The sequence below is a fragment of the Amycolatopsis sacchari genome (genome assembly GCF_900114035.1).
In the GTDB taxonomy this organism is placed as follows: Bacteria; Actinomycetota; Actinomycetes; order Mycobacteriales; family Pseudonocardiaceae; genus Amycolatopsis_E; species Amycolatopsis_E sacchari.
On record NZ_FORP01000001.1, the window covers coordinates 562,329 to 582,991 of the forward strand.

At 72.7% G+C, this 20,663-nt stretch carries 20 protein-coding genes; 13 read left to right on the forward strand and 7 right to left on the reverse strand.

The annotated features are described in order from the left end of the window. Positions 1 to 83: 83 nt before the first annotated feature. The 3 genes from BMZ92_RS02720 (at position 84) to BMZ92_RS02730 (ending at position 2,498) form a co-directional block, all read left to right on the forward strand. On the forward strand, positions 84 to 896 hold the full coding sequence (locus tag BMZ92_RS02720) for an SDR family oxidoreductase (protein ID WP_091504036.1): 813 nt from the start codon (positions 84 to 86) through the stop codon (positions 894 to 896). Positions 897 to 947: 51 nt separating this feature from the next. Continuing rightward, complete coding sequence (locus BMZ92_RS02725) at positions 948 to 1,844, forward strand: helix-turn-helix transcriptional regulator (RefSeq protein WP_091504323.1); 897 nt, start codon at positions 948 to 950, stop codon at positions 1,842 to 1,844. Positions 1,845 to 2,057: 213 nt separating this feature from the next. Then, positions 2,058 to 2,498, forward strand: coding sequence for a GNAT family N-acetyltransferase (locus tag BMZ92_RS02730; RefSeq protein WP_091504037.1), 441 nt, complete (start codon positions 2,058 to 2,060; stop codon positions 2,496 to 2,498). Here BMZ92_RS02730 and BMZ92_RS02735 read toward each other — a convergent pair. After that, positions 2,495 to 3,583, reverse strand: a complete 1,089-nt coding sequence (locus BMZ92_RS02735) for a carboxylate-amine ligase (RefSeq protein WP_091504038.1) — start codon at positions 3,581 to 3,583, stop codon at positions 2,495 to 2,497. The two genes, BMZ92_RS02730 and BMZ92_RS02735, sit on opposite strands and share 4 nt — an antisense overlap. A gap of 474 nt (positions 3,584 to 4,057) precedes the next feature. Between BMZ92_RS02735 and BMZ92_RS02740 the strand changes: the two genes are divergently transcribed. Together BMZ92_RS02740 and BMZ92_RS02745 are read left to right on the forward strand one after the other, a co-directional pair. After that, the gene (locus BMZ92_RS02740) at positions 4,058 to 4,873 is read left to right on the forward strand and encodes a choice-of-anchor P family protein (protein ID WP_091504039.1); all 816 of its coding nucleotides are present in this window, start codon (positions 4,058 to 4,060) and stop codon (positions 4,871 to 4,873) included. Beyond that, on the forward strand, positions 4,870 to 5,460 hold the full coding sequence (locus BMZ92_RS02745; protein WP_091504040.1) for a class F sortase: 591 nt from the start codon (positions 4,870 to 4,872) through the stop codon (positions 5,458 to 5,460). Before BMZ92_RS02740 ends, BMZ92_RS02745 begins: the two co-directional genes overlap by 4 nt. On the opposite strand, the gene BMZ92_RS02750 is transcribed toward BMZ92_RS02745, so the two are convergent. Genes BMZ92_RS02750 through BMZ92_RS02760 form a run of 3 tightly spaced genes read right to left on the reverse strand, consistent with a single transcriptional unit; the run spans position 5,439 to position 7,115 of the window. Then, positions 5,439 to 5,723, reverse strand: a complete 285-nt coding sequence (locus BMZ92_RS02750; protein WP_091504041.1) for a DUF6510 family protein — start codon at positions 5,721 to 5,723, stop codon at positions 5,439 to 5,441. The two genes, BMZ92_RS02745 and BMZ92_RS02750, sit on opposite strands and share 22 nt — an antisense overlap. A 13-nt stretch (positions 5,724 to 5,736) precedes the next feature. After that, the gene (locus BMZ92_RS02755) at positions 5,737 to 6,342 is read right to left on the reverse strand and encodes a molybdopterin-dependent oxidoreductase (RefSeq protein WP_091504042.1); all 606 of its coding nucleotides are present in this window, start codon (positions 6,340 to 6,342) and stop codon (positions 5,737 to 5,739) included. A 35-nt stretch (positions 6,343 to 6,377) separates the two neighbouring features. Then, complete coding sequence (locus tag BMZ92_RS02760; protein ID WP_091504324.1) at positions 6,378 to 7,115, reverse strand: maleate cis-trans isomerase family protein; 738 nt, start codon at positions 7,113 to 7,115, stop codon at positions 6,378 to 6,380. A gap of 94 nt (positions 7,116 to 7,209) precedes the next feature. Between BMZ92_RS02760 and BMZ92_RS02765 the strand changes: the two genes are divergently transcribed. The 8 genes from BMZ92_RS02765 to mptB all read left to right on the forward strand — a co-directional run bounded on the left by BMZ92_RS02765 (position 7,210) and on the right by mptB (position 17,433). After that, entirely contained in the window at positions 7,210 to 8,223 is a 1,014-nt protein-coding gene (locus BMZ92_RS02765; RefSeq protein WP_245782849.1) for a polysaccharide deacetylase family protein, read from the forward strand. Between the two features lie 118 nt (positions 8,224 to 8,341). Beyond that, complete coding sequence (locus BMZ92_RS37215) at positions 8,342 to 9,115, forward strand: hypothetical protein (RefSeq protein WP_091504043.1); 774 nt, start codon at positions 8,342 to 8,344, stop codon at positions 9,113 to 9,115. Positions 9,116 to 9,406: 291 nt separating this feature from the next. Then, positions 9,407 to 10,378 carry a YVTN family beta-propeller repeat protein gene (locus BMZ92_RS02775; protein WP_091504044.1) on the forward strand — a complete coding sequence of 324 codons (972 nt, stop codon included), beginning with the start codon at positions 9,407 to 9,409 and terminating at the stop codon, positions 10,376 to 10,378. A gap of 112 nt (positions 10,379 to 10,490) precedes the next feature. After that, positions 10,491 to 12,284 carry an ABC transporter substrate-binding protein gene (locus BMZ92_RS02780; RefSeq protein ID WP_091504326.1) on the forward strand — a complete coding sequence of 598 codons (1,794 nt, stop codon included), beginning with the start codon at positions 10,491 to 10,493 and terminating at the stop codon, positions 12,282 to 12,284. A 4-nt stretch (positions 12,285 to 12,288) separates the two neighbouring features. Further along, positions 12,289 to 13,308, forward strand: a complete 1,020-nt coding sequence (locus tag BMZ92_RS02785) for an ABC transporter permease (protein ID WP_091504045.1) — start codon at positions 12,289 to 12,291, stop codon at positions 13,306 to 13,308. After that, positions 13,305 to 14,195 carry an ABC transporter permease gene (locus tag BMZ92_RS02790; RefSeq protein WP_091504046.1) on the forward strand — a complete coding sequence of 297 codons (891 nt, stop codon included), beginning with the start codon at positions 13,305 to 13,307 and terminating at the stop codon, positions 14,193 to 14,195. The genes BMZ92_RS02785 and BMZ92_RS02790 overlap by 4 nt, the downstream gene beginning before the upstream one ends. Continuing rightward, the gene (gene nikE, locus BMZ92_RS02795; protein WP_091504047.1) at positions 14,192 to 15,829 is read left to right on the forward strand and encodes a nickel ABC transporter ATP-binding protein NikE; all 1,638 of its coding nucleotides are present in this window, start codon (positions 14,192 to 14,194) and stop codon (positions 15,827 to 15,829) included. The genes BMZ92_RS02790 and nikE overlap by 4 nt, the downstream gene beginning before the upstream one ends. A gap of 14 nt (positions 15,830 to 15,843) precedes the next feature. Then, positions 15,844 to 17,433, forward strand: coding sequence for a polyprenol phosphomannose-dependent alpha 1,6 mannosyltransferase MptB (mptB, locus tag BMZ92_RS02800; RefSeq protein ID WP_091504048.1), 1,590 nt, complete (start codon positions 15,844 to 15,846; stop codon positions 17,431 to 17,433). On the opposite strand, the gene BMZ92_RS02805 is transcribed toward mptB, so the two are convergent. The 3 genes from BMZ92_RS02805 to BMZ92_RS02815 are packed head-to-tail and all read right to left on the reverse strand — an operon-like array spanning position 17,425 to position 20,565. Continuing rightward, positions 17,425 to 17,817 (reverse strand): TIGR03668 family PPOX class F420-dependent oxidoreductase, encoded by a 393-nt coding sequence (locus BMZ92_RS02805; protein ID WP_091504049.1) that lies wholly within the window; start codon positions 17,815 to 17,817, stop codon positions 17,425 to 17,427. The two genes, mptB and BMZ92_RS02805, sit on opposite strands and share 9 nt — an antisense overlap. Further along, positions 17,807 to 18,655 (reverse strand): S66 peptidase family protein, encoded by an 849-nt coding sequence (locus BMZ92_RS02810; protein ID WP_091504050.1) that lies wholly within the window; start codon positions 18,653 to 18,655, stop codon positions 17,807 to 17,809. The genes BMZ92_RS02805 and BMZ92_RS02810 overlap by 11 nt, the downstream gene beginning before the upstream one ends. Next, positions 18,652 to 20,565: a S9 family peptidase gene (locus BMZ92_RS02815; RefSeq protein ID WP_091504051.1), complete on the reverse strand. Its 1,914-nt coding sequence runs from the start codon at positions 20,563 to 20,565 to the stop codon at positions 18,652 to 18,654. The genes BMZ92_RS02810 and BMZ92_RS02815 overlap by 4 nt, the downstream gene beginning before the upstream one ends. Positions 20,566 to 20,663 lie beyond the last annotated feature (98 nt).

Below are 20,663 nucleotides of genomic sequence, written 5' to 3' on the forward strand. Positions count from 1 at the left end.
CTGTACAGCCACGCTCTCCCAGAAGACCATGACGCCTGTGAACCTGGGTGAGTCGGCTTTCGGCTACACAGAGGGAAAAAGCAATGACCCCACGGGCGAACACCCGGTTCACCGCCCACGCAGACCTTTTCGATCTGAGCGGGAAACACGCCCTTGTCACCGGCGGCACCAGGGGCATCGGATCGATGATCGCGCGCGGCCTCCTGCAGGCCGGCGCCCGCGTCGTCATCAGCTCCCGCAAGGCGGACGCGTGCGCGGAGGCGCAGCGGCTGCTGTCCGAATTCGGCGACGTGCGAGCGGTTTCCGCCGACCTGTCCAGGTACGACGAGTGCCGGCGCCTCGCTGATCTCGTCCAGGCCGACTCGGCACGCCTGGACATCCTCGTCAACAACGCGGGCGCGATGTGGCGCGAGCCCCTGGAGACGTTCCCGCCCGAAGGCTGGGACGCGGTGCTCGACCTCAACCTCAAGTCGCCGTTCTGGCTGGTGCAGGCGCTGCTCCCCGCACTGCGCAGGGCGGGCACCGCCGACGATCCCGCGCGGGTCATCAACGTCGGCAGCATCGCCGGCATCCACGTCGCCGAGTCGCCGAACTACTCGTACGCCAGCAGCAAAGCGGGGCTCCACCAGCTCACCAGGGTGCTCGCCAGGGAACTGGGCCCACAGCACATCACGGTGAACGCGGTGGCCCCAGGGCCGTTCCCGTCGCAGATGATGGCGGCCACGCTCGAAGCGGTCGGCGACACGATCGCGGCGAAGGCCCCTCTGCGCCGCCTCGGCCGCGACGACGACATGGCGGGTGTCGCCGTGTTCCTCGCCAGCCGGGCCGCGTCCTACCTCACGGGCACCATCGTCCCGGTCGACGGCGGCATCGCCACGACCGCATCGGGGACGTAGGGGTACCAGCAGAACCTCCCTTCGCCTGTGGGCAGGGCCTACGGTGACGGGGTGGCCGTGATCGATCTGCGCACCGAGATCAAGGAGTTCCTGCGCTCGCGCCGCGCGCGGATCACGCCCGAGCGGGCCGGGCTGCCCGCCTACGGCGGCCACCGCCGGGTCACCGGCCTGCGCCGCGAAGAGGTCGCCCTCCTGGCAGGGGTGTCGGTCGACTACTACGTGCGGTTGGAGCGCGGCAACCTCACCGGCGCCTCCGACGGGGTGCTCGACGCGGTGGCCGCGGCCTTGCAACTCGACGAGGCCGAGCGCGATCACCTGTTCCACCTCGCACGGCAGTCGAGGGCGCCCGGCGGTGCACGGCGTCCCGCCGCGACGGTGCGGCCGGCGCTTCAGCAGGTGCTCGACGCCATCACCGATGCGCCGGCGTGGCTGTGCAACGGCCGCTACGACGTGCTGGCCACGAACCAGCTGGCCCGTGCGTTGTATGCACCCATGCTGGCCGGCACGCGGCGGCCGGCGAACACCGCGCGGTTCGTGTACCTGCATCCCGAGGCGGCCGAAGCGTTCTTCGTCGACTACGACCGGATCGTCCGCGATGTGGCCGCGAAGCTGCGCATGGAAGCCGGCCGCACTCCGCACGACGGGGAACTGATCGCCCTGGTCGGCGAACTGTCCACCCGCAGCGAACTCTTCCGGCAGCGGTGGGCATCCCAGGACGTCCGGCTGCACCGCTCCGGGCGTAAGCGGCTGCATCATCCGGTGGTGGGCCGCCTCGACCTGGACGTGGAGTCGATGGAGCTGCCCGCCGAACCAGGCCTGCTCCTGAACGTCTACACCGCGCCCGCCGGCACGGCGACCGCCGACGGCCTGGCCCTGTTGGCGTCGTGGGCGGCCGACCGGGATCGGCTCGCGACGGACATCGACCCGCGGACCTCGACCCCGGAATAGATCCGGGGGAGGGGTGGTTGTACGAGGCGGTCGGTGCGGTCCGTGTCCCCCGGGCCTCACCACTTCGCCGTCGCGGAACACCAGTCCGGCTGGAGCCGCGTTCGTGCCCTTCGCCGAGAGGCGACCGCCGCGCCGACCCCCAAAACCAGCGCCGGCAGCGCCGAATCCCGATAGGCTGCGCCGGGGCTTCCCCGTCTCCGCGACACTGGAGGCGTGATCACCCTGCGACGCCTCGCGCCGGACGACTGGGCCGTGTTCCGCGACCTGCGCCTGGCGTCCCTGCGTGACGCGCCCGAAGCCTTCGAGACCCCACTCGCGGACTGGCTGCACGCCGACGAGCGGCGCTGGCGGCGGCGCCTCACGGACGTGCCGTACACGATGTGCGCCGAATGGGAGGGCCGCCCGGCGGGCGTGGTGTGCGGCACCGCACCGGACGAGGCGGGTGAGGTCGAGCTGATCTCGCTGTGGGTGGCGCCCGCCGTCCGCGGCCACGGCGTCGGCAACGCCCTCGTGCGGGCCGTGCTGCGCTGGGCGGCCGACCAGGGTGCCCGGCAGGTCCGGCTCGAAGTGCGCGAAACGAACACCCACGCGGCGGCCCTCTACCGCCGCCACGGTTTCCGGCCCCAGGGCCGATACCTGGTCCGGCCGGTCTAGACCTGCCAGGCCAGCGCGTCCACCACGTCGGTGAGCTGCCGGCGGCGTGCGAAGGCGGCACGCTGCCGGTCGGCGCCGCCGCCCGTCTGCCGCAGGCGGTCCAGCACCTCCCGCACGAACTCCTCGTCCCCGGTCTGCCGCAGGTGCGGCCGGACCTGCTCGACGAGCCGGTCCACCAGGTGCCACGCCGGCACGAGGTCCCCGTCCTCCGGGTCCACGGCCTTGCCGGACAGCCCGTCACGGGCGCCACGCCACAGCATCGTCCGCAGCAGTTCCGGCGGCGGCCCCGCCTTGCCGTCGGGCGCGTCCCCCTCGTCCATCGCCCGCGCCGCCAGCCCGCGCACGAGCACCGCCAGCAGGCCGGCCTCCTCGACCGTCGCCGCCACGTCGGAGATGCGGACCTCCAGCGTCGGCTGGTGCTCGGACAGCCGGATGTCCCAGTACACCATCCCGCGGTCGAGCAACGCGCCCGTGCGCAGCATGGCGTCGACGAGCGACTCGTAGTGGTCCTCGGACTCGAAGTGCGGCGGCGGGCCCGACGACGGCCAGCGCCCCCACATCACGTGCCGCCAGCTGGCGTAGCCGGTGTCGTCGCCGTCGTGGAACGGCGAGTTGGCGGTCAGCGCGAGCAGCACGGGCAGCCACGGCCGGATCCGGTTGCTCACCGCGAGCCCGGTCACGCGGTCGGGGATCGCCACGTGCACGTGGCAGGCGCAGGTGAGGGCGGAGCGGGCGACGGCGCCGAACTCGCCCGCCATCCGCTGGTAGCGGGGGCTCGGGGTGAAGGCCAGGGTGCGGTCCTCGGCCAGCGGCGGCACCCCGGAGGGCAGCAGCCGCAGCTCGCGGGTGGCGGCCTCGGCCGCCAGGCCGTTCCGCAGCTCCCGCAGCCCGTGCGTGACCTCCTCGACCGTGGTCTGGACCTCCGTGGCGGACTCCACCTGGCACGTGCGCAGCTCGTGCTCGACCTGTCCCGGCGGGTCGGACACCTCGTCGGTGACGGCGGGGCCGTCGGAGGCCAGGTGGGCCTCGCGGTCCACCAGCAGGAACTCTTCTTCGACACCGAGGGTGAGGGTGTGGTCGCTCATGGGCGCAGACGGGGCCAATCGGGAGTGGTCGGGAAAGGGCGGTCGCCGGGCTGCTGCTCAACACGGGACCGCGGTCATCGTATCGGCCACCCGAGTGACCCGCAGGGCTTGAACGGCCCGCCCGGCCGTGTCCGTCACATGACGCACCGTGTTTTCCGGCACCCGGCCCAATGATCACCTCACCAGGTGGGGGGAGCGGGCGAATGTCCGGAGCGCACCCCGGATCCGCACGGGCAGTGACGGGCACGGCCGACCGCGCTCCGCCGGTGGTCATCCGATGGTGTGAGCGCCGGGAAACCGCTTTCTACTCAGGCGTGTCGTGGCCGTGGCAGCGGGTTCCCGCGGTCCTTGGCGGCTCCGCGACCGGCGGGTAGCTTCGCCGTCGCTCGCTCGCATCCGTTGGTGCAGCACACCGTGTCGGGGGACCGGTTCCGCGTCGTGAGCGTCCTTTTCCCTTTGCCGAAAGGATGATCCATGCGGGTTTCCGCGCTGCGTTCCGCCGGGGTGGCCGGCCTCGCCGCCACGGCGCTCCTCGCCGTCACCACGCCGGCCGGCGCCGCGGCCACCGGGCCCGGCGACGGATCGGCGTACGGCGCGTCCGCCACCGTCTCCCTGCTGCCCGGTGTGCTGGGCGCCCCCGGCCTCACCGTCGACACCGGGCGCCTCGCGTCCTCCAGCACCGGGGGTCCCACCAGCGCCTCGGTCGTCGACGCCCCGCTGAAGGGCCTCGTCACCGCGAAGGCGATCACCAGCTCCGCGAAGCACGACAGCACCAGCGGGGAGGTGGCCGCGACCGCTGCGATCGTCGACGCCGCCCTGCCGGTGCTCGCGCCGCTCGCGGGCCGAACCCCGACCGCACGCGTGATCAGCGCCCGGTGCGCCGGCACGGCGGACGGCGTCACCGGCAGCTCTGAGCTCGCCGGCCTCGACCTCGGCCGCCTCGGCAGCCTTCCGGTCGGCACCGGCCCCAACCGCGAACTCGGCGTGCCCGGGGTGGTGCGGGTGATCGTCAACGAGCAGGTCCGGCACGCCGACGGCAGCCTGACCGTGAACGCGCTACACATCAAGCTGCTCGGCGGGGCCGTCACCGGCGCGCTCGGCAACGGTGACGTGGTGCTCGCGTCCGCCACGTGCGGCAAGGCCACCACCCCGCGCGGCGAGACCAGCACGCCCACCCCGGCGCCGACCCAGGCGCCGCCCGCCGGTGCCGCGAGCGGTGGCGGTCAGGTCCGCGTCATCCCGGTCGGCGCCCCGCAGACCGGCGACGGCAGCCTCGCGACGGACCGATGAGCGGCACACCCCTCCGCCGCTGGGCGGTCCTGCTGCTCGCGCTGGCCGCCGCGCTGCTGCTCGGCGGCTGCGGGGCCGGTCCGGCGAGCACGGCGCCGCCGCCCGCGCCTACCGCCCCGGTCACCGCGGACCCCGGGCCCGTGCTGCCCACGTGGGTCGAACTGCCGAGCATCGACGCCCGCTCCAGCCTCGTGCAGCTCGGCCTCAACCCCGACCGCACCGTCGAGGTGCCGCCGGTCGACCAGCCGCTGCAGGCGGGCTGGTACCGGTACAGCCCGCCACCGGGCCAGACCGGTCCCGCCGTGATCCTCGGTCACATCGACGGCAACCACCAGAAAGGCATCTTCTGGCGGCTGCACGAGGTCAAGACCGGCGACCAGGTCAAGGTGGGCCGCGCCGACGGGAGCACGCTCGCGTTCACGGTGACCAAAGTGGACCAGGTCGCCAAGAGCTCGTTCCCGACCGAGGCGGTCTACGGTGACACCGCGGAGCCCGAACTGCGGCTCATCACGTGCGGTGGCGCGTACGACGCGGCCAACCACAACTACCTGGACAACGTGATCGTCTACGCGAGGCTGGCGGCCTGATCCCCCGGCGTGGCGACGGTCAGCAGCCGGGTCCCCGTCATCTCCAGCCGGATGCCCCGGCTGTCCGAGGCGAAGCGCAGCACGACCTCGGTGCAGCTGGGGCAGCGGACCACGAGCGCGGGCGCGTCCGGGTAGAGGTCGTGCGCGGCGAGCGGGCCGCTGGACCCGCACGAGGCGCACGTGACCGTCGCCGCGGCGAGGTCGACGGCGAACAACTCGCTCAGCGGACCGGCGATCGCGTTGCCGTCCAGTGGTGCGGTCACGGTCGTCCTCCTGTCAGTCACCGGCGTAGCGCTGCTGCTGCCACGGGTCGCCGTGGTTGTGGTAGCCGAAGGTCTCCCAGAACCCGGGCCGGTCGGTGCGGGACAGCTCGATGCCGCGCACCCACTTCGCCGACTTCCAGAAGTAGAGGTGCGGCACGAGCAGCCGCGCCGGCCCGCCGTGCTCGGGGGCGAGCGGTTTACCCGCGTAGCCGTCGACCACCCACGCCTTGCCGCCCAGCACGTCGGCCAGCGGCAGGTTGGTGGTGTACCCGCCGTCGCAGAACGCCACGACGTACTCGGCTTCGGCCGGCACGTCGCCGAGCAGCAGGTCGAGGCTGACCCCGGACCACGTGGTGTCGAACTTCGACCAGCTGGTCACGCAGTGGATGTCGACGGTGGTCGTCTCGTGGGGGAGCCGCTGGAACTCCGCCCAGCTCCACCGCCTCGGCTCGGCGATCTCGCCGCGGACGGTGAAGTCCCACGCGTCGAGGTGCCGCCGCGGCACGGGACCCGCCGACAGCACGGGGAACCCGTCGCCGACGTCGTACTGCCCGGGCGGGAGCCGTCCGGGCGGGCCGCCACGGCGACGGCCGGAGAAACCGCGGGTCACGAGAGCCATGCGCGCATCATGCCGCCGCCGCAGGCGGGGGACAACTACGCGTGCACGCGGCACAACCGCTGACCCGGCCCCGTCGCGGGCAGGCCGAGCACCTCCAGCGCGGCCCACATCGTCGCCTGGTTCGCGGTGACCACCGGTTTGCCCAGCTCGCGCTCCAGCGGTGCGATCAGGTCGTAGGTGGGCAAAGCGGTGCAGCTGACGAACACGGCGTCGGCGTCGGCCCGGTTCCCGGTGAGGACCAGGTCGGCGACCTGGGTGTAGGAGGCGGTCAGCGCCTCGTCCACCGGCACGCCCAGCGCGGTGGTGTCCGCGACCTCGAACCCGGCCTCGGCCAGGTAGCGGGCCAGCCGTTCGCCCACGGGTTCCTCGTACGGGTGCACCACGGCGATACGGCGCGCGCCCACGGCCCGCAGTGCACGCACGGCGGCGCCGCTGGTGGTCAGCGCGTGCGGGGCACCGGCCGCCAGCATCGCCCGGCGCAGCTCGCCTTCCGCCCGCGCACCCCCGGCGAAACTGCACGACGTGCACGCGTAGGCCACGACCCGGGCGCCGATCTCGCACACCTCCCGCGTGGGCCGTGCCACGACGGACGGATCACCCAGCGCGGACACGGTGCCGAGGTTGTCCGCACCCGTGACGCGCTCGGTGCGGGCGATGAACACCGACACCGTGTCCGGCACCCACCGCCACAGCTCGCGGTCGCGGGAGAAGTCGTACGGTGCCACGACACCGAGACCCACCTGGGGTTCGGGACCGGGCGTTTCGACGCGCACCGCAGGGACACTAGTTCAAACCCCGCCCCGGCCGGTTCAGCCCATCGGGTCCGCTCCGATTGCGGGCCGGGCGCCGACGCCGCACCGTCGAAGGGTGAAGATCAAGCTGGTTCCCCTCATCGCCGCGGCCGGCCTGCTGGCCGCGTGCAGCACCGGGCAGAGCGCCTCGAAGGACGAGCAGGCGTGGTCGTCGCTGGCGCCGCTGCGCGCGACGTCGAGCGCACCCGCGCCGCCCGATCCCGCCGCGGTGGGTGCCAACGAGCTGGGACTGGTGCCCGTGCTGATGTACCACCGGATCGTCGAGCAGCCCAAGTCCGTCTACGACCGCAGCCCCGCCGACTTCCGCGCGGAACTGGAACGCCTCGCGCGGGAGAATTACGTGCCGGTCACCGCCGCGGAGTTCACCGCGGGCACGATCGACGTGCCCGCCGGGGCGCATCCCGTCGTGCTCACCTTCGACGACGGCGATCCGAGCCAGTTCGCACTGGGCGCGGACGGAAACCCCGCGCCGCAGACGGCCGTGGGCATCCTGCTCGACGTCGCCCGCGCCCACCCCGGCTTCCGCCCGGTCGCGACCCTGTACGTCAACCAGACCCCGTTCGGCGATCCCGGCGGCCACAGGACGCTGCCGTGGCTGCTGGCGCACGGGTTCGACATCGGCAACCACACGCTGACCCACGCCAACCTGCGGCAGGAGTCCGCGGACGCGGCCACGGAGGAGATCGCCGGGAACGACAAGGAGATCCGCTCCGCGGCACCCGGCGCGAACCCCACGACGATCGCGCTGCCGTTCGGCATCCACCCGCGGCAGCAGGACCTGGCGCTCAAGGGGCCCGGCTACGACTACCGCGGCGCGTTCCTCGTCGGCGCCAACCCGTCCCGCTCGCCGTACTCCGCGAAGTTCGACCCGCTGCAGATCCCGCGCATCCGCTCGCAGGCCGCCACCGGGAAGGAGGCGGAATACGGCTCCACGGTCTGGCTCGACAAGCTGGCGGCCGACCCCGGCTCGCGCTACACCTCCGACGGCGACCCCGAGCGCATCTCCTATCCCCGCGGGGACAGCGAAAAAGTGGCCGCGGCGTACGTGAACCGGGTGAACCCCTATTGACATGAGCCCGAGGAGGGAGAGAGTACAAAAGACCCCGTAGGCGGGGACGCCGTGCTCTTCCACGCCGCCGTCGACGAGCGCGATGGTTTCGAGGAATCCCTCAGCTTGGAGCTTTCCGATGACGAAGACCCTGTCGGAACCGGACTACCTGGCCTCGGCGCTGGCGGCCGCGAACCTGGTGTCCTTCGCGGATCCGGCGCACCCGTGCCGGCTGCTGCCCGGGCCCGGCCGCATCGACGTGGAACTCGAGGACGGTGACCGCGAGGCGCTCGCCGCCTGCGGCGGGAGCGTGCTGAACCTGCAGCTGGCCCTGCGGGCCGCGGGGCACGCGGCGACCGTGGACCTGCTGCCCGACCGGACCCGGCCCGAACTGCTGGCGACCGTGTCGATCCGCGCCCGCTGCCTGCCGAGCCCCCAGGAACGGGCGCTGGCGCGGGCCATCCCCGCCGCGTCGGCGCCGCCCCGCGCGGACGGGGCGGGCCCGGTACCCGCCGCGGTGCGGCAGACGCTCGTGCGTGCCGCCGAACGCGAGGAGGCCGACCTCCTGCTGCTCGAACCGCCCGGCGAGGTCACCGCGCTGCGGGGTGTGCTGAGCGACGCGGGCTGGCTGCCCGGTGCCGCCGCCGGCCCGGCCGGCCTGGTGGCGGTGCTCAGTTCCTACACCGACAGCCTGCGCGGGCAGGTGCAGGCCGGCCGTGCGCTGCAGCGCGTGCTGCTGACCGGGTGCGTCCAGGGCGCGCGCACGGCCGTGTTGCTGCGGCCGGAAGCCGTGCAGAAGGCACGGCCGGAGCTGCGCACCTTCCTCGGCCACCAGCTCAACCCGCAGGCGGTGCTGGCGTTCGACTACGCGCCGGCGCTGCCGCCGCGGCAGCGCCGCGCCACCCACCGCTGAACTCCCTTCCTCCGACGATGCCCCGGCCCTCCCGGCCGGGGCATCGTCATGTCCGGGCCCGGAAAACCGCGAAACCGTTTCCTTAAAAAGAGTTCGCGTCTGCTCGGAATGTGATTCTCTTTCGTAGTCGATCAGCCACAGTGGACACTCGTCGGCGACGTTTCACCCGGTAGGAAGGGTGGCGCCGGACTCGTCCGGGTACCAGAGCCTGCGCGTGCGAAATCGCACACCTACATTCGGTGCGTCGACTCCGGCGCTCAGTGAAAAGATTTTCGAGAATGGAGACAACAGTTGTCCAGGTGGCCACGGACCGTTTCGCTCGCCTGCTCGGCGATCCTGCTCGCGGCCGGCCTGGCGGTGGGCACCGCACCGGCGCTGGCCTATCCGCCCCGCATCAAGGTCTTCGTCGCCAACACCGGCTCCCGCAACGTCACGGTCTACGACACCCGCACCACGCAGCTGCTGGACGACGTCCCCGTGCAGGCCGCGCCCGTCGGGGTGGCCGTGTCGCCCAACGGTGACCGGGTCTACGTCGCGAACGAACTGTCGAACACGCTTTCCGTGGTCGACGCCAACACCCACCGCGTGCTCGCGACGGTGCCGGTCGGCTCACACCCCTTCGGCGTCGCGGCGAGCCCGTCCCGGGTCTACGTGGCCAATTTCAGCGACAGCACCGTGACCGTGATCGACGCGGCCACCAACGCCCCGATCGCGACCGTGCCCGTCGGCCGGTTCCCGCACACCCCCGCGCTCAGCCCCGACGGCCGCAGCCTGCTCGTCACCGCCAACGGCGCCGACTCGGTCACCGTGCTCAACACCGGCACCAACCGCGTCACCGGCACCATCCCGGTCGGCCGGTTCCCGGCGGGGATCGCCATCACGCCGCGAGGCCGCGCGTACGTCGCGAACACCGGCAGCGACACGGTCTCGATCATCAACGTCCTCACCGGCCTGGTCACCGCGACCGTGCCGGTCGGGGACGCGCCGATCGGCGTCGCCAGCACCGGCGGCGGCACCGTGTACGTGACCAACAGCGGCTCCGACACCGTCTCCCAGCTGCCGTCGGGTGCCACCAGCGTCGCCTCGACCATCCCGGTCGGCGACCAGCCCGAGGGCATCGCGGCCGCACCGGACAACAGTTACGTGTACGTGACCAACACGGGCTCGGACGCGATGTCCGTCCTCGACGTCCGGTCCGCGTCGGTCACCGCGACCGTGCCGGTGGGCAGCCAGCCGGAGGGCGTAGCCGTGTCGCCCGGTTAGTCACGATCCAGCACGCAGAGTGTTGGGGAGATATTGCGCGGATAGACGCGCATGTGGTTACTTTTCCGCCTCGGGGAATGTACGGAAAGGCGGAAACCAGGTGCGGTCGTCCATGTTCAGGCGCTTCCGGGCAGGCGCGGCGGTGCTCGCGGCGGTACTCGTGGCGGGCCCGTTCGCGCCCGCGGCGCAGGCGCAGCAGAGCGGCAAGGTGCTGCGGGTGGCGCTGGTGCAGGAGATCGACCACCTGAACCCGTTCCTCGCCTCGTTCGCCTCCAGCACCATGATCGGCCGGATGACGTGGGAGTTCCTCACGCTGCCCTCGGCCGAGGACAACACGCCCAGCCCCGGCCTGGCGACATCGTGGACCACCTCCGACGACAAGCTGACCTGGACCTACCAGATCCGCCAGGGCCTCAAGTGGTCCGACGGGCAGCCGGTGACCGCGAAGGACGCGGCGTTCACCTTCAACCGGATCATGACCGACGAGAAGGCGCAGGAGGCCAACGGCACCTACGTCGAGAACTTCGCCAGCGTGACCGCGCCGGACGACCACACGCTGGTCATCCGCACGAAGGCGCCGCAGGCCAGCATGACAGCCATCGACGTGCCGATCGTGCCCGAGCACGTCTGGGCGGGCATCGGCGACATGAACGACGCCAAGACCGACTCGGTGCCGGTCGTGGGGGTCGGGGACGGCCCGTTCCTGATCACCGAGTACCGGCCGAACGAGCTGGTGCGGCTGAAGGCCAACCCGGACTACTGGCGAGGCAAGGCGAAGTACGACGAGCTGCAGTTCATCAGCTACAAGAACGCCGACGCGGCGGTCAACGCGCTGCGCAACGACGAGGTCGATCTGGTCAACCGGCTCACCGCGACCCAGTTCGACCAGCTCAAGCACGAGTCCGGCATAGCGGTCAACCAGGCCACCGGCCGCCGCTACCGCGAACTGCTGATCAACCCCGGCGCGCAGAACGCCGCCCACCAGCCCATCGGTGACGGCAACCCGGCGCTCAAGGACGTGCGGGTGCGCAAGGCGATCGCGCAGGCCATCGACCCGCAGACCCTCATCGACAAGGTGCTGGGCGGCTACGGCCAGCTCGGCGGCGGCCTCGTGCCCGCCGCGTTCCCGCTCTACCACTGGGAACCCGCGCCGGACCAGCGCTACAAGTTCGACCAGGCCGCCGCGGCCGCCGCGCTCGACGCGGCCGGGTACCGGACCGGTCCCGGCGGCACGCGCGTCGGCCCCGACGGCAAGCCGCTGGAGCTGCGGCTGCTGGGCCGCGCCAGCGAGGACTTCGCGCAGCGCGGGTCCGACTACATCGTGAGCTGGCTGGGCGGGCTCGGCATCAAGGTCACCAAGCAGCTGGTGTCGGACAACGAGGTGCAGGACCGCACCGACAACGGCGACTACGACCTCGCGTTCTCCGGCTGGGGCACCAGCCCCGACCCGGACTACGTGCTCAGCAAGCAGACGTGTGCCGCGCTGCCCGCGACCTCGGGCAGCAGCAGTAGCGCCTCGCTGTTCTGCGACGCCGAGTTCGACTCGCTCTACCAGCGGGAGAGCACCGAACTGGACCAGACCAAACGCGCCGACCTGGTCAAGCAGGCGCAGGCCCGCTACTACGACCAGGTGCCCAGCCTGGTCCTCGACTACGACAACCCGCTCGAGGCCTACCGCTCCGACCGGTTCACCAGCTTCCCGAAGCAGCCCGCGAACACCGGCAACATCATGGAGCAGAGCGGCTACTGGAGCTTCTACGGTGCCGTGCCCGCCGAGGGCGGCGGCGGGGGAGGCGGCCTGCCCGCCGGGGCGTGGGTCGCGATCGGCGCCGCGGTCGTGGTCGTCGTGGTGATCGGTGGCGTGACGGCCTCGCGCCGGCGCAAGTCCGCCGACGACCAGGAGTAGCGCCGTGACCGAAGTACTGGCCGGTCCCGAGCTGACCGATCCCGGTGAGCGGCGGGGCGGTACCGGGACCACCCGGTTCCTGCTGGGCAAGGCCGGCGCGGCCGTCGCGAGCCTCGTGCTGGTGGCGGCGCTGGGGTTCCTGCTGTTCCGGATGATCCCCGGCGACCCGGTGTCCACGCTGACGAAGGACCGCCCGACCAGCCCGGAGCAGCTCGCGCAGCTGCGGGCCCGGCTCGGCGTGGACAAGCCGCTGTACCAGCAGTTCGGCGACTACGTGTGGGGGCTGCTGCACGGCGACCTCGGCACCTCGTTCGGCTACAACCGCCCGGTTGCCGACCTCATCGCGGAGCGGTTCCTGCCGACGCTGCTGCTCGTCGGCACCGCCACGGTGCTGGCGGTGGCGCTGGGCATGTGGCTGGGCGTGCGTGCGGCGTGGCGGCGGGGCAGTGCCTTCGACCGCGCGCACACCGGGGTCGCGCTGACGTTGTGGTCGGTGCCGCAGTTCTGGCTCGGCCTGCTGCTGCTCATCGCCACGCGCGGGCTGTTCCCCAGCGGCGGCATGCGCTCACCCGACGCCGGACCCGGGTTCTTCGCCCAGACCGGCACGATCGCCTACCACCTGGTGCTGCCGTGCGTCACGCTGCTGCTCGTCCAGTACGCGCAGTACATGCTCGTCATGCGCTCGTCGCTGCTCGGCGAGATGGACGCCGAGTACCTCACCACCGCCCGCGCGAAGGGACTGCGGGACGACCTGGTGCGCCGCCGTCACGCGGTGCCCAACGCGATGCTGCCGATGGTGACGCTGGTGTTCCTCCAGTTCGGCATGGTGGTGTCGGGCACCGTCACCGTCGAGACCGTGTTCTCGTGGCCCGGCCTCGGGCTGCTGACGTTCGAGGCGCTGCGGGTGCCGGACCTCCCGCTGCTGCAAGGAGTTTTCCTGGTGCTGGCCGGATCGGTCATCGTGATGAACCTGCTCGCCGAGGTGCTCTACCGGGTGCTCGACCCGCGGGTGCGTGCCCGGTGACCGCGGCGATCGTGTGGCAGCGGCGGCGTTCGGCCGCCGCGCGCGTGTGGCGGGAGTTCGCCGCGAACCGCGGCGGGCTGGCCGGCCTGGCCGTGCTGGTGGCCATCGTCGTGCTCGCGCTGCTCGCGCCCGTGCTCACCGACCCCGCGCAGCTGGACGTCACCAACGCGCCGGGCCGCCCGCTGCAGGCCCCGAGCACGGAGTTCCTGCTGGGCACCGACATCGACGGCCGTTCGGTGCTCGTGCTGACCCTGTGGGGGGCGCGGGTGTCGCTGCTCGTCGGTTTCGCCGCGACGCTGCTGTCGGTGCTCATCGGCACGGTGGTGGGGATCGCGGCCGGGCACTTCGGCCGCTGGGTGGCCGCGGTGCTGCTGCGGTTCACCGACTTCTTCCTCGTGCTGCCGTCGCTGGTGCTGGCGATCGCACTGTCCACGGTGCTGCCGCAGGGTATCGCGACGATCATCCTCGCCGTCGGCGTCACGTCGTGGCCCACGACCGCGCGGCTCGTGCGGGCGCAGACGCTGACCATCGAAAGCCGCCCCTACATCGAGCGCGCCAGGGCACTGGGCGGCGGGCACCTGCACGTCATCGGCAAGCACGTCGTGCCCGGCGTCCTGCCACTGGTGCTGGCCAACACCACGCTGGTGGTCGGCAACTCGATCATCGCGGAGTCCACGCTGTCCTTCCTCGGCCTCGGGGACCCGACCGCGGTGTCGTGGGGCTCCATGCTGCAGCGGGCGCTGTCCTCGGGCGCGGTGACCGGTGGCGCGTGGTGGTACCTGCTGCCGCCGGGGCTCGCCATCGTGGTGATCGTGCTGTGCTTCACCCTCGTCGGCCGCGCGCTGGAAACCGTCGTGAACCCGCGCCTGAAGGGACGCCGCTCGTGAGTCCCTTGCTGGAGCTGAAGAACCTGGGCATCACCTACCGCACCGCGGCCGGGGAAGTCGAGGCGGTGCGGGAGGTGAACCTGCGCCTGGAGCCCGGCGACACGCTGGGCGTGGCGGGGGAGTCGGGCTCGGGCAAGTCCACCGTCGCGATGAGCGTGCTGCGGCTGCTGCCGAAGTCCGCGCGGGTGTCGGGGGAGATCCTGCTCGACGGCGAGGACGTCACGGCCATGCGCTGGGGCAGGCTGCGGGCGGTGCGCTGGTCCGAGGCCTCGATCGTGTTCCAGGGCGCGATGCACGCGCTCAACCCCGTGCGCAGCATCGGCACCCAGATCGCCGAGCCGATCCGCCTGCACGCGGAGAAACCGCCGGGCGACGCGGAGGTCAAGGCCCGCGTCGCGGAACTGCTGGAGCAGGTCGACCTGCCCGCGTCGCGCGCCGGGGATTATCCCCACGAGCTGTCCGGCGGGCAGAAGCAGCGCGTCATGATCGCGATGGCGCTCGCCTGCCGCCCCCGGCTGATCATCGCCGACGAGCCGACCACCGCGCTCGACGTCATCGTGCAGGCGCAGGTGCTCCAGCTGCTCAGCAAGCTGGTCGCCGAGCAGCGGCTGGGGCTGATCATGATCAGCCACGACCTGTCCGTGCTCGCCGCCACGTGCGCCCGCATCGCCGTGATGTACCGCGGTGAACTGGTCGAGGAGGGCCCCGGCAAGGAACTGATGGCCACGCCCCGGCACGAGCACACCCGCGCACTCGCCGCGGCGTTCCCGACCGTCGGCGATCCCGCCTCACGCTTCGCACCCGCGACGAGCAGCCCGCTGCCGCCCGAACCGGAGACCAGGCCCGAGCAGGACGTGCTGCTCGAGGCACGGGACCTGCGGGTGTCGTACGGGGACATCGCCGCGGTGGCGGGGGTGGACCTCCAGGTGCGGGCGGGCGAGATCGTCGCGCTCGTGGGGCAGTCGGGCTCCGGCAAGACCACCCTCGCCCGGACACTGCTGGGGCTGCAGAAGCCGACCGCGGGTCAGGTGCTGTACCGGGGCTCCCCGCTGACCGAACGCGGGCTCAAGGCGTACCGGCGGCAGGTCCAGTTGGTCCTGCAGGACCCGGCGAGCGCGCTCAACCCCGGGCACACGGTGTACGAGGCCGTCGCGGAGGGACCACGCATCCACGGGCTGCCCGGCGACGAACGACAACGCGTCGTCGAGGCCCTGGAGGCCGCGGAACTGCGCCCGGCCGAGCAGTTCCTGTCCCGCCTGCCGCACGAGCTGTCCGGCGGGCAGCGGCAACGGGTCGTGATCGCCGGGGCGCTCGCACTCGAACCCAGCGTGCTGGTCGCCGACGAACCCGTCGCGTCCCTCGACGCCTCCGTGCGCGGGGAGATCCTGGGGCTGTTGCTGCGGCTGCGCCGGGAACTGGGCCTCGCGGGCCTGGTGATCACCCACGACCTCGGACTGGCGTGGAACATCGCCGACCGGGTCGCGGTGATGTACCGCGGGCGGCTGGTGGAGGTGGGCACCGTCGAGGAGGTTCTGCTGGCGCCCCAGCACGACTACACGCGGTCACTGCTCGCGGCGCTGCCGGGAGGCGTGCAATCCGCCGCCGCCGCGAATCCGCCCGCGCGCGGTGTGTAGTCTCCTCAGACGAAATGGCGACCACTACTGATCCCGCGGCGCAGGTCCCGGCACTGGACTCCGACGCCGGGGCGCCGCAGGCGCACCCGGGGACGGCGCGTGCGCGGGTGCCCTCCCGGTTCCCGTACCGCACCATCTCGATGGGCACGATCGGCAGCGTCCTGCTGCTGCTCGGCGCGCTCGGCGCGGGCGGTGTGCTCATCCGCGACCCGGTGATCGGCACGGGCCCGCTGTCGTGGGTCCGCTACGGACACGGCCGGATGCTCGCCAACGCGGTGCTCTACGCCGGGTTCGGGCTCGTGGTGTGGGCGTGGGTGCGGCTGGGCCGCTACATGCTCGCCGGGCGGATCGGCAGCCGCCCCATCGTGATCGCGGCCGCGTGCTGGATGGCGCCGCTGATCATCTCGCCGCCGCTGTTCACCCGGGACGTGTTCTCCTACCTCGGCCAGGGCGCGCAGCTGCTGCACGGGCTCGACCCGTACGCGCACGGCCCCGCGGAGCTGGAGACGCTGCCCAACGTCGTGCAGAACGTGCACCCGGTGTGGCAGACCACTCCGGCGCCCTACGGCCCGCTGTTCCTGCTCGTCGCCAAGGGGGTCGTCGCCCTCACCGGGGACAACGTCATCGCCGGTGTGATCGTGACGCGGCTGGTGCTGCTGCTGGGCCTCGGCGCGATGCTGTGGGCGCTGCCCCGGCTCGTGCGCCACCTCGGCGGCAAGCTGCCGATCACGATGTGGCTCGCCGTGGCCAGCCCGATGACGGTGATCCACCTCGTCGGCGGCCCGCACAACGACCTGCTGATGCTCGGCTTCCTCACCATCGGCGTGCTCGCCGCGCTGGAACGCAAGCACGCGCTGGCGATCGCGCTCGTCACGCTGGGCATGCTCATCAAGCCCACGGCGGCGGTCGCGCTGCCGTTCCTGGTGTGGGTGTGGGCCAACCACCTGTCCGGTGAGAGCCGCGTGCGCAACTTCCTCAAGGCCGGTGCCGCGTCGGTCGGGATCTTCGCCGTCGTGTTCGTGCTGGGCACCTGGGTGTCGCTCGGCTCGTTCAACCTCGGCTGGGTGACCGGCCTGCAGGCGCCGACGCTGGTGACGAACTGGGTGAACTTCCCGACCGGCCTCGGCCAGATCGCCTACACCCTGGTGCACCTGGTGATCAACGTGCCCGAGTCGCCGTTCGTCACCGTGGCCCGTGCGCTGGCGATGCTCACGCTCGCCGTGTTCGCGGTGCGGCAGTGGTGGCGCTCGCGGTTCGGCGGCAACGAGGCGATCTTCCGGATGGCCATGACGCTGCTGGCCACCGCGATCCTCGCCCCGCCGACCCTGCCCTGGTACCTCACGTGGGGCTTCGTGGTCGCCGCCGCGTTCCCGTGGCGCCGCAGGCACCTCGCGGTCGTCGTCGGGGTCGCGGTGTTCCTGGTGATGGCGTACTACCCGACGGGCGAGCAGGCGCTGTACGACTGGTGGTTCGTCGTGGTGACGATCGCGCTGGGCGTGTACGCGGCCGCGTCGCTGCTGCGCCCGGACCCGCTGGGCCTGATCGGGGCGTGGCGCCGCCCCGCGGCCGGGTCGGTGGCCGAGGGCGGCGGGGTCTCAGCCTGACGCCCAGCTCCGCCACGCGCTGACCGTCGTCCGCACCACCGGCCCTTCCGGTGGGTGGTCGCGGTACTGCGGGTACTTCGCGCGCAGGGCGGCGACGGCCGCCGGGTCGGCGTCGAGGACGCGGGCGTGGCCATCGGCGCGGACCCACCACAGGCGCGTCCAGTCCTCGTCGTAGCCGTCGGCGAGGAAGCTCACCGCGGGGTTGGCGGCGATGTTGCGCAGCCGCTTGAGATCGGTGCTGCGCTTGGGTTTGTGGTCCACCGCGAACACGATCTCGCCCGCGTCCAGCGCGAAGGTGACCGGCACCAGGTGCGGCACCCCGGCCGCGTCGGCGGTGGCGAGCCGCGCGACGCGGGCGGCGGCGAACCGGGTTTCAGCGTCCATCGACGGTCAGGGTGCCCGCTTCGAGGGTGGCCGGAACACCCAGTGGCACGGTCGCCGCGCCGGGCAGGTGCCCGAACGCGGCACCGCTCAGGATCGGCACGCCCAGCGGCGCCAGCCGGTCGAGCAGCACCTCCTCCGGGTTCCCGCAGTCGGTCCACGAGCCCAGCACGATGCCGGTGACCGCGTCGAACCAGCCGGCGCGCAGCAACTGCGTGAGCATCCGGTCGATCCGGTACGGCGCCTCGGACACGTCCTCCAGCAACGCGATCGCCCCGGCCGGCCGCCGGTGCTCCGGCGTCCCGACGCCCGCGGCGAGCAGGCTCAGGTTCCCGCCCGTCGTGACGCCCCGGGCCGTGCCCGGCACGACCGCCGTTCCCCGCACGACCACCGGGCGCGAGGGCTCGGACAACGCTGCGCGCAGCCCCGCGGCGGCGGGTGCGTCCCAGAACGTTCCCGCGGGCATGGGGGAGAACAGGGTCGGCAGCCCGAGGTGGGTGGCGATCGCGTCGTGCAGGGCGGTGACGTCGCTGCTGCCGGCGAAGAGCTTCGGCCCGGCGGCGCGCAGCGCGTCCCAGTCGAGCAGGTCCAGCATGCGCTGCGTGCCGTAGCCGCCGCGGGCGGCGATCACGACGGACACGGTGGGTTCCAGCCAGGCCGCCTGGAAGTCCGCGGCGCGTTGTTCGTCGGTGTCGGCGAGGTAGCGCAGCGACGGGTGCCGGTTCCCCGCGGTGGCGAAGCGTTTCACCGTCAGCCCCCACGACTCCAGTTCGGCCGTCGCCGCGTCCAGCAGCTCCGGCGCGACCGGCCCGGCCGGGGTGACGAGCGCGACCGTGCTCACCGCTGGAGCTCCAGCCGCGGCACGCCCGGGGTGTCGAACCCGAACACCTGCCCGTAGAACGACAGCTCCGCCTCCAGCGCGGTGATCATGGTCTCGGCCCTGCGGAAGCCGTGCTGCTCACCCTCGAACGTCAGGTACGCGTGCGGGATCCCGGTGCCGCGCAACGCCTTGACGAACCGGTCGGCCTGGTCGGGCGGGCAGATCTGGTCGTCGAGGCCCTGCAGGAACAACACCGGGCCGGTGAGCGCGGCGGCGTGGGTGAGCGGGGAGCGCTCGGCGTAGCGCTGCCGCGCGGTGTCCAACGGCCCGATGAGGCCGTCGAGGTACCGGGACTCGAAGTCGTGCGTCTCGCCGCCGTCGCCGGTCCAGCCCGCCAGGTCGAGGATGGGGTACTTGATCGTGCCCGCCGCGAAGGTGCGTTCGGTGGTCATCGCGGCCGCCGACGTGAACCCGCCCGCGCTGCCGCCCCGGATCGCCAGCCGTGCCGGGTCGGCGACGCCCTCGGCGACCAGCGCCCGCGCCACGGTCACGCAGTCGCGGACGTCGACGACGCCCCACTGCTCGCGCAGCCGCTCGCGGTAGGCGCGGCCGTAACCGGTCGAGCCGCCGTAGTTCACCGCGACGACCCCGATGCCGCGGCTGGTGAAGTAGGCGAAGTCCAGGTCCAGCACCGGGTAGTTGCGGCCGGTCGGCCCGCCGTGCACGTGGACCAGGAACGGCGGCAGCTCCCCGTCCGGCGCGGTGAAGTCGGCGTTGGCGGGCGGGTAGACGTACGCCGGGATCCGCTCGCCGTCCGGACCGGTGAAGACCCGCTCCACCGGCACCGGCAGGTACGCCGCGGGCGGCGGCTCGGCCGAGGACACGACCGGCGTCGCCGTGCCCGTGCCGAGATCGACGCGCACGACCGCGCTTTCCCGGTCCGCCCCTGCCGCGATCCCCGCGACCCCGCCGTCGAACGCGGCGAGCGCGGGCGCCCACTCGGTCAGCTCCGGCACCACCGGCGTGACGGTGCGCGCGTGCTCGTCGAGCACCGCGAGACGGCCCGAGCTGAGCACGGCGTGCCGCCCGCCGCCCAACGGCGTGAACCAGCGCGAGCCGACCTTCCACAGTGCACCGCCGAGCTCCTGCTCGACCGGCGCCAGCTTGGTCAGCGCACCGTCGAGCCCGACGCGGTGCAGGTTCCACCAGCCGTCCGGATCGGCCAGCGCGAGCAGCGTCTCCGGCGACTCCCACTCCAGCTGGCACACCGAGACGCCGGCGCCCCCGGCGAGCACGCGGTGCGGCCCGAACGCGCCGCCCGGACGCACCTCCGCGACGCACAGTTCCGTTTCGTCCCACGGCATCGCGGGGTGGTTCCAGCCGAGCCACGCCGCGTGCCGGCCGTCCGGGGACAGCTGGGGCGCGGTGAGGAACCGGTGCGAGGCGGCGAGCGAGCGCAGTTCGCTTCCCGCGAACGCGACGAGGTCGCGTTCGACGTCGGTGCGCCGCGGCCCGGTGCTCGTCTCGCGGACGGCCCACACCTCGCCGTCGCGACCACGCCGCAGATCGCCGTAGCGGACGCCTTGGGGCACAGGCGGTTCCGGCGAAACGGGCGTCACGTCCCCGGTGTCCAGATCACGCACGTACACCCGCTGGTCGTCCCAGTGCGTGAAGTACAGGGAACGGCCGATCGCCACCCACGGGCGCCCGCCGTATTCGTGCAGCCTGTTGCGGGCGTTCCACGGCGCGGGCAGCACCTCGGTGCCGTCCGCGCGCACGACCGCCAGCCTGCCGCCCTCCGCCGGCCTGGCCTCGGCCCACCACAGCTCGCCGTCCACGGCGTCGAGCCACTGCGCGCCGCCACCCGCGGCGGCGACGTCGGCGGCGCTGATCGGTGAGGTCCAGGTTCCGTACGGTGAGGTTCGGGGCACCGCTGCACTTTAGTCGGCGCCGGACGTGACCGGCTCCACTGCGCTTCGGCAGGGGCGGCGGATGCCGATCATGCAACGGTGGCCTAGGGTCGGAGGTG

Coding starts and splice junctions, on each gene's coding strand:
- BMZ92_RS02720 (WP_091504036.1), top strand. CDS start 84: ATGACCCCACGGGCGAACACCCGGTTCACCGCCCACGCAGACCTTTTC.
- BMZ92_RS02735 (WP_091504038.1), bottom strand. CDS start 3,583: ATGAGCGACCACACCCTCACCCTCGGTGTCGAAGAAGAGTTCCTGCTG.
- BMZ92_RS02740 (WP_091504039.1), top strand. CDS start 4,058: ATGCGGGTTTCCGCGCTGCGTTCCGCCGGGGTGGCCGGCCTCGCCGCC.
- BMZ92_RS02745 (WP_091504040.1), top strand. CDS start 4,870: ATGAGCGGCACACCCCTCCGCCGCTGGGCGGTCCTGCTGCTCGCGCTG.
- BMZ92_RS02755 (WP_091504042.1), bottom strand. CDS start 6,342: ATGGCTCTCGTGACCCGCGGTTTCTCCGGCCGTCGCCGTGGCGGCCCG.
- BMZ92_RS37215 (WP_091504043.1), top strand. CDS start 8,342: ATGACGAAGACCCTGTCGGAACCGGACTACCTGGCCTCGGCGCTGGCG.
- BMZ92_RS02780 (WP_091504326.1), top strand. CDS start 10,491: ATGTTCAGGCGCTTCCGGGCAGGCGCGGCGGTGCTCGCGGCGGTACTC.
- mptB (WP_091504048.1), top strand. CDS start 15,844: ATGGCGACCACTACTGATCCCGCGGCGCAGGTCCCGGCACTGGACTCC.
- BMZ92_RS02805 (WP_091504049.1), bottom strand. CDS start 17,817: ATGGACGCTGAAACCCGGTTCGCCGCCGCCCGCGTCGCGCGGCTCGCC.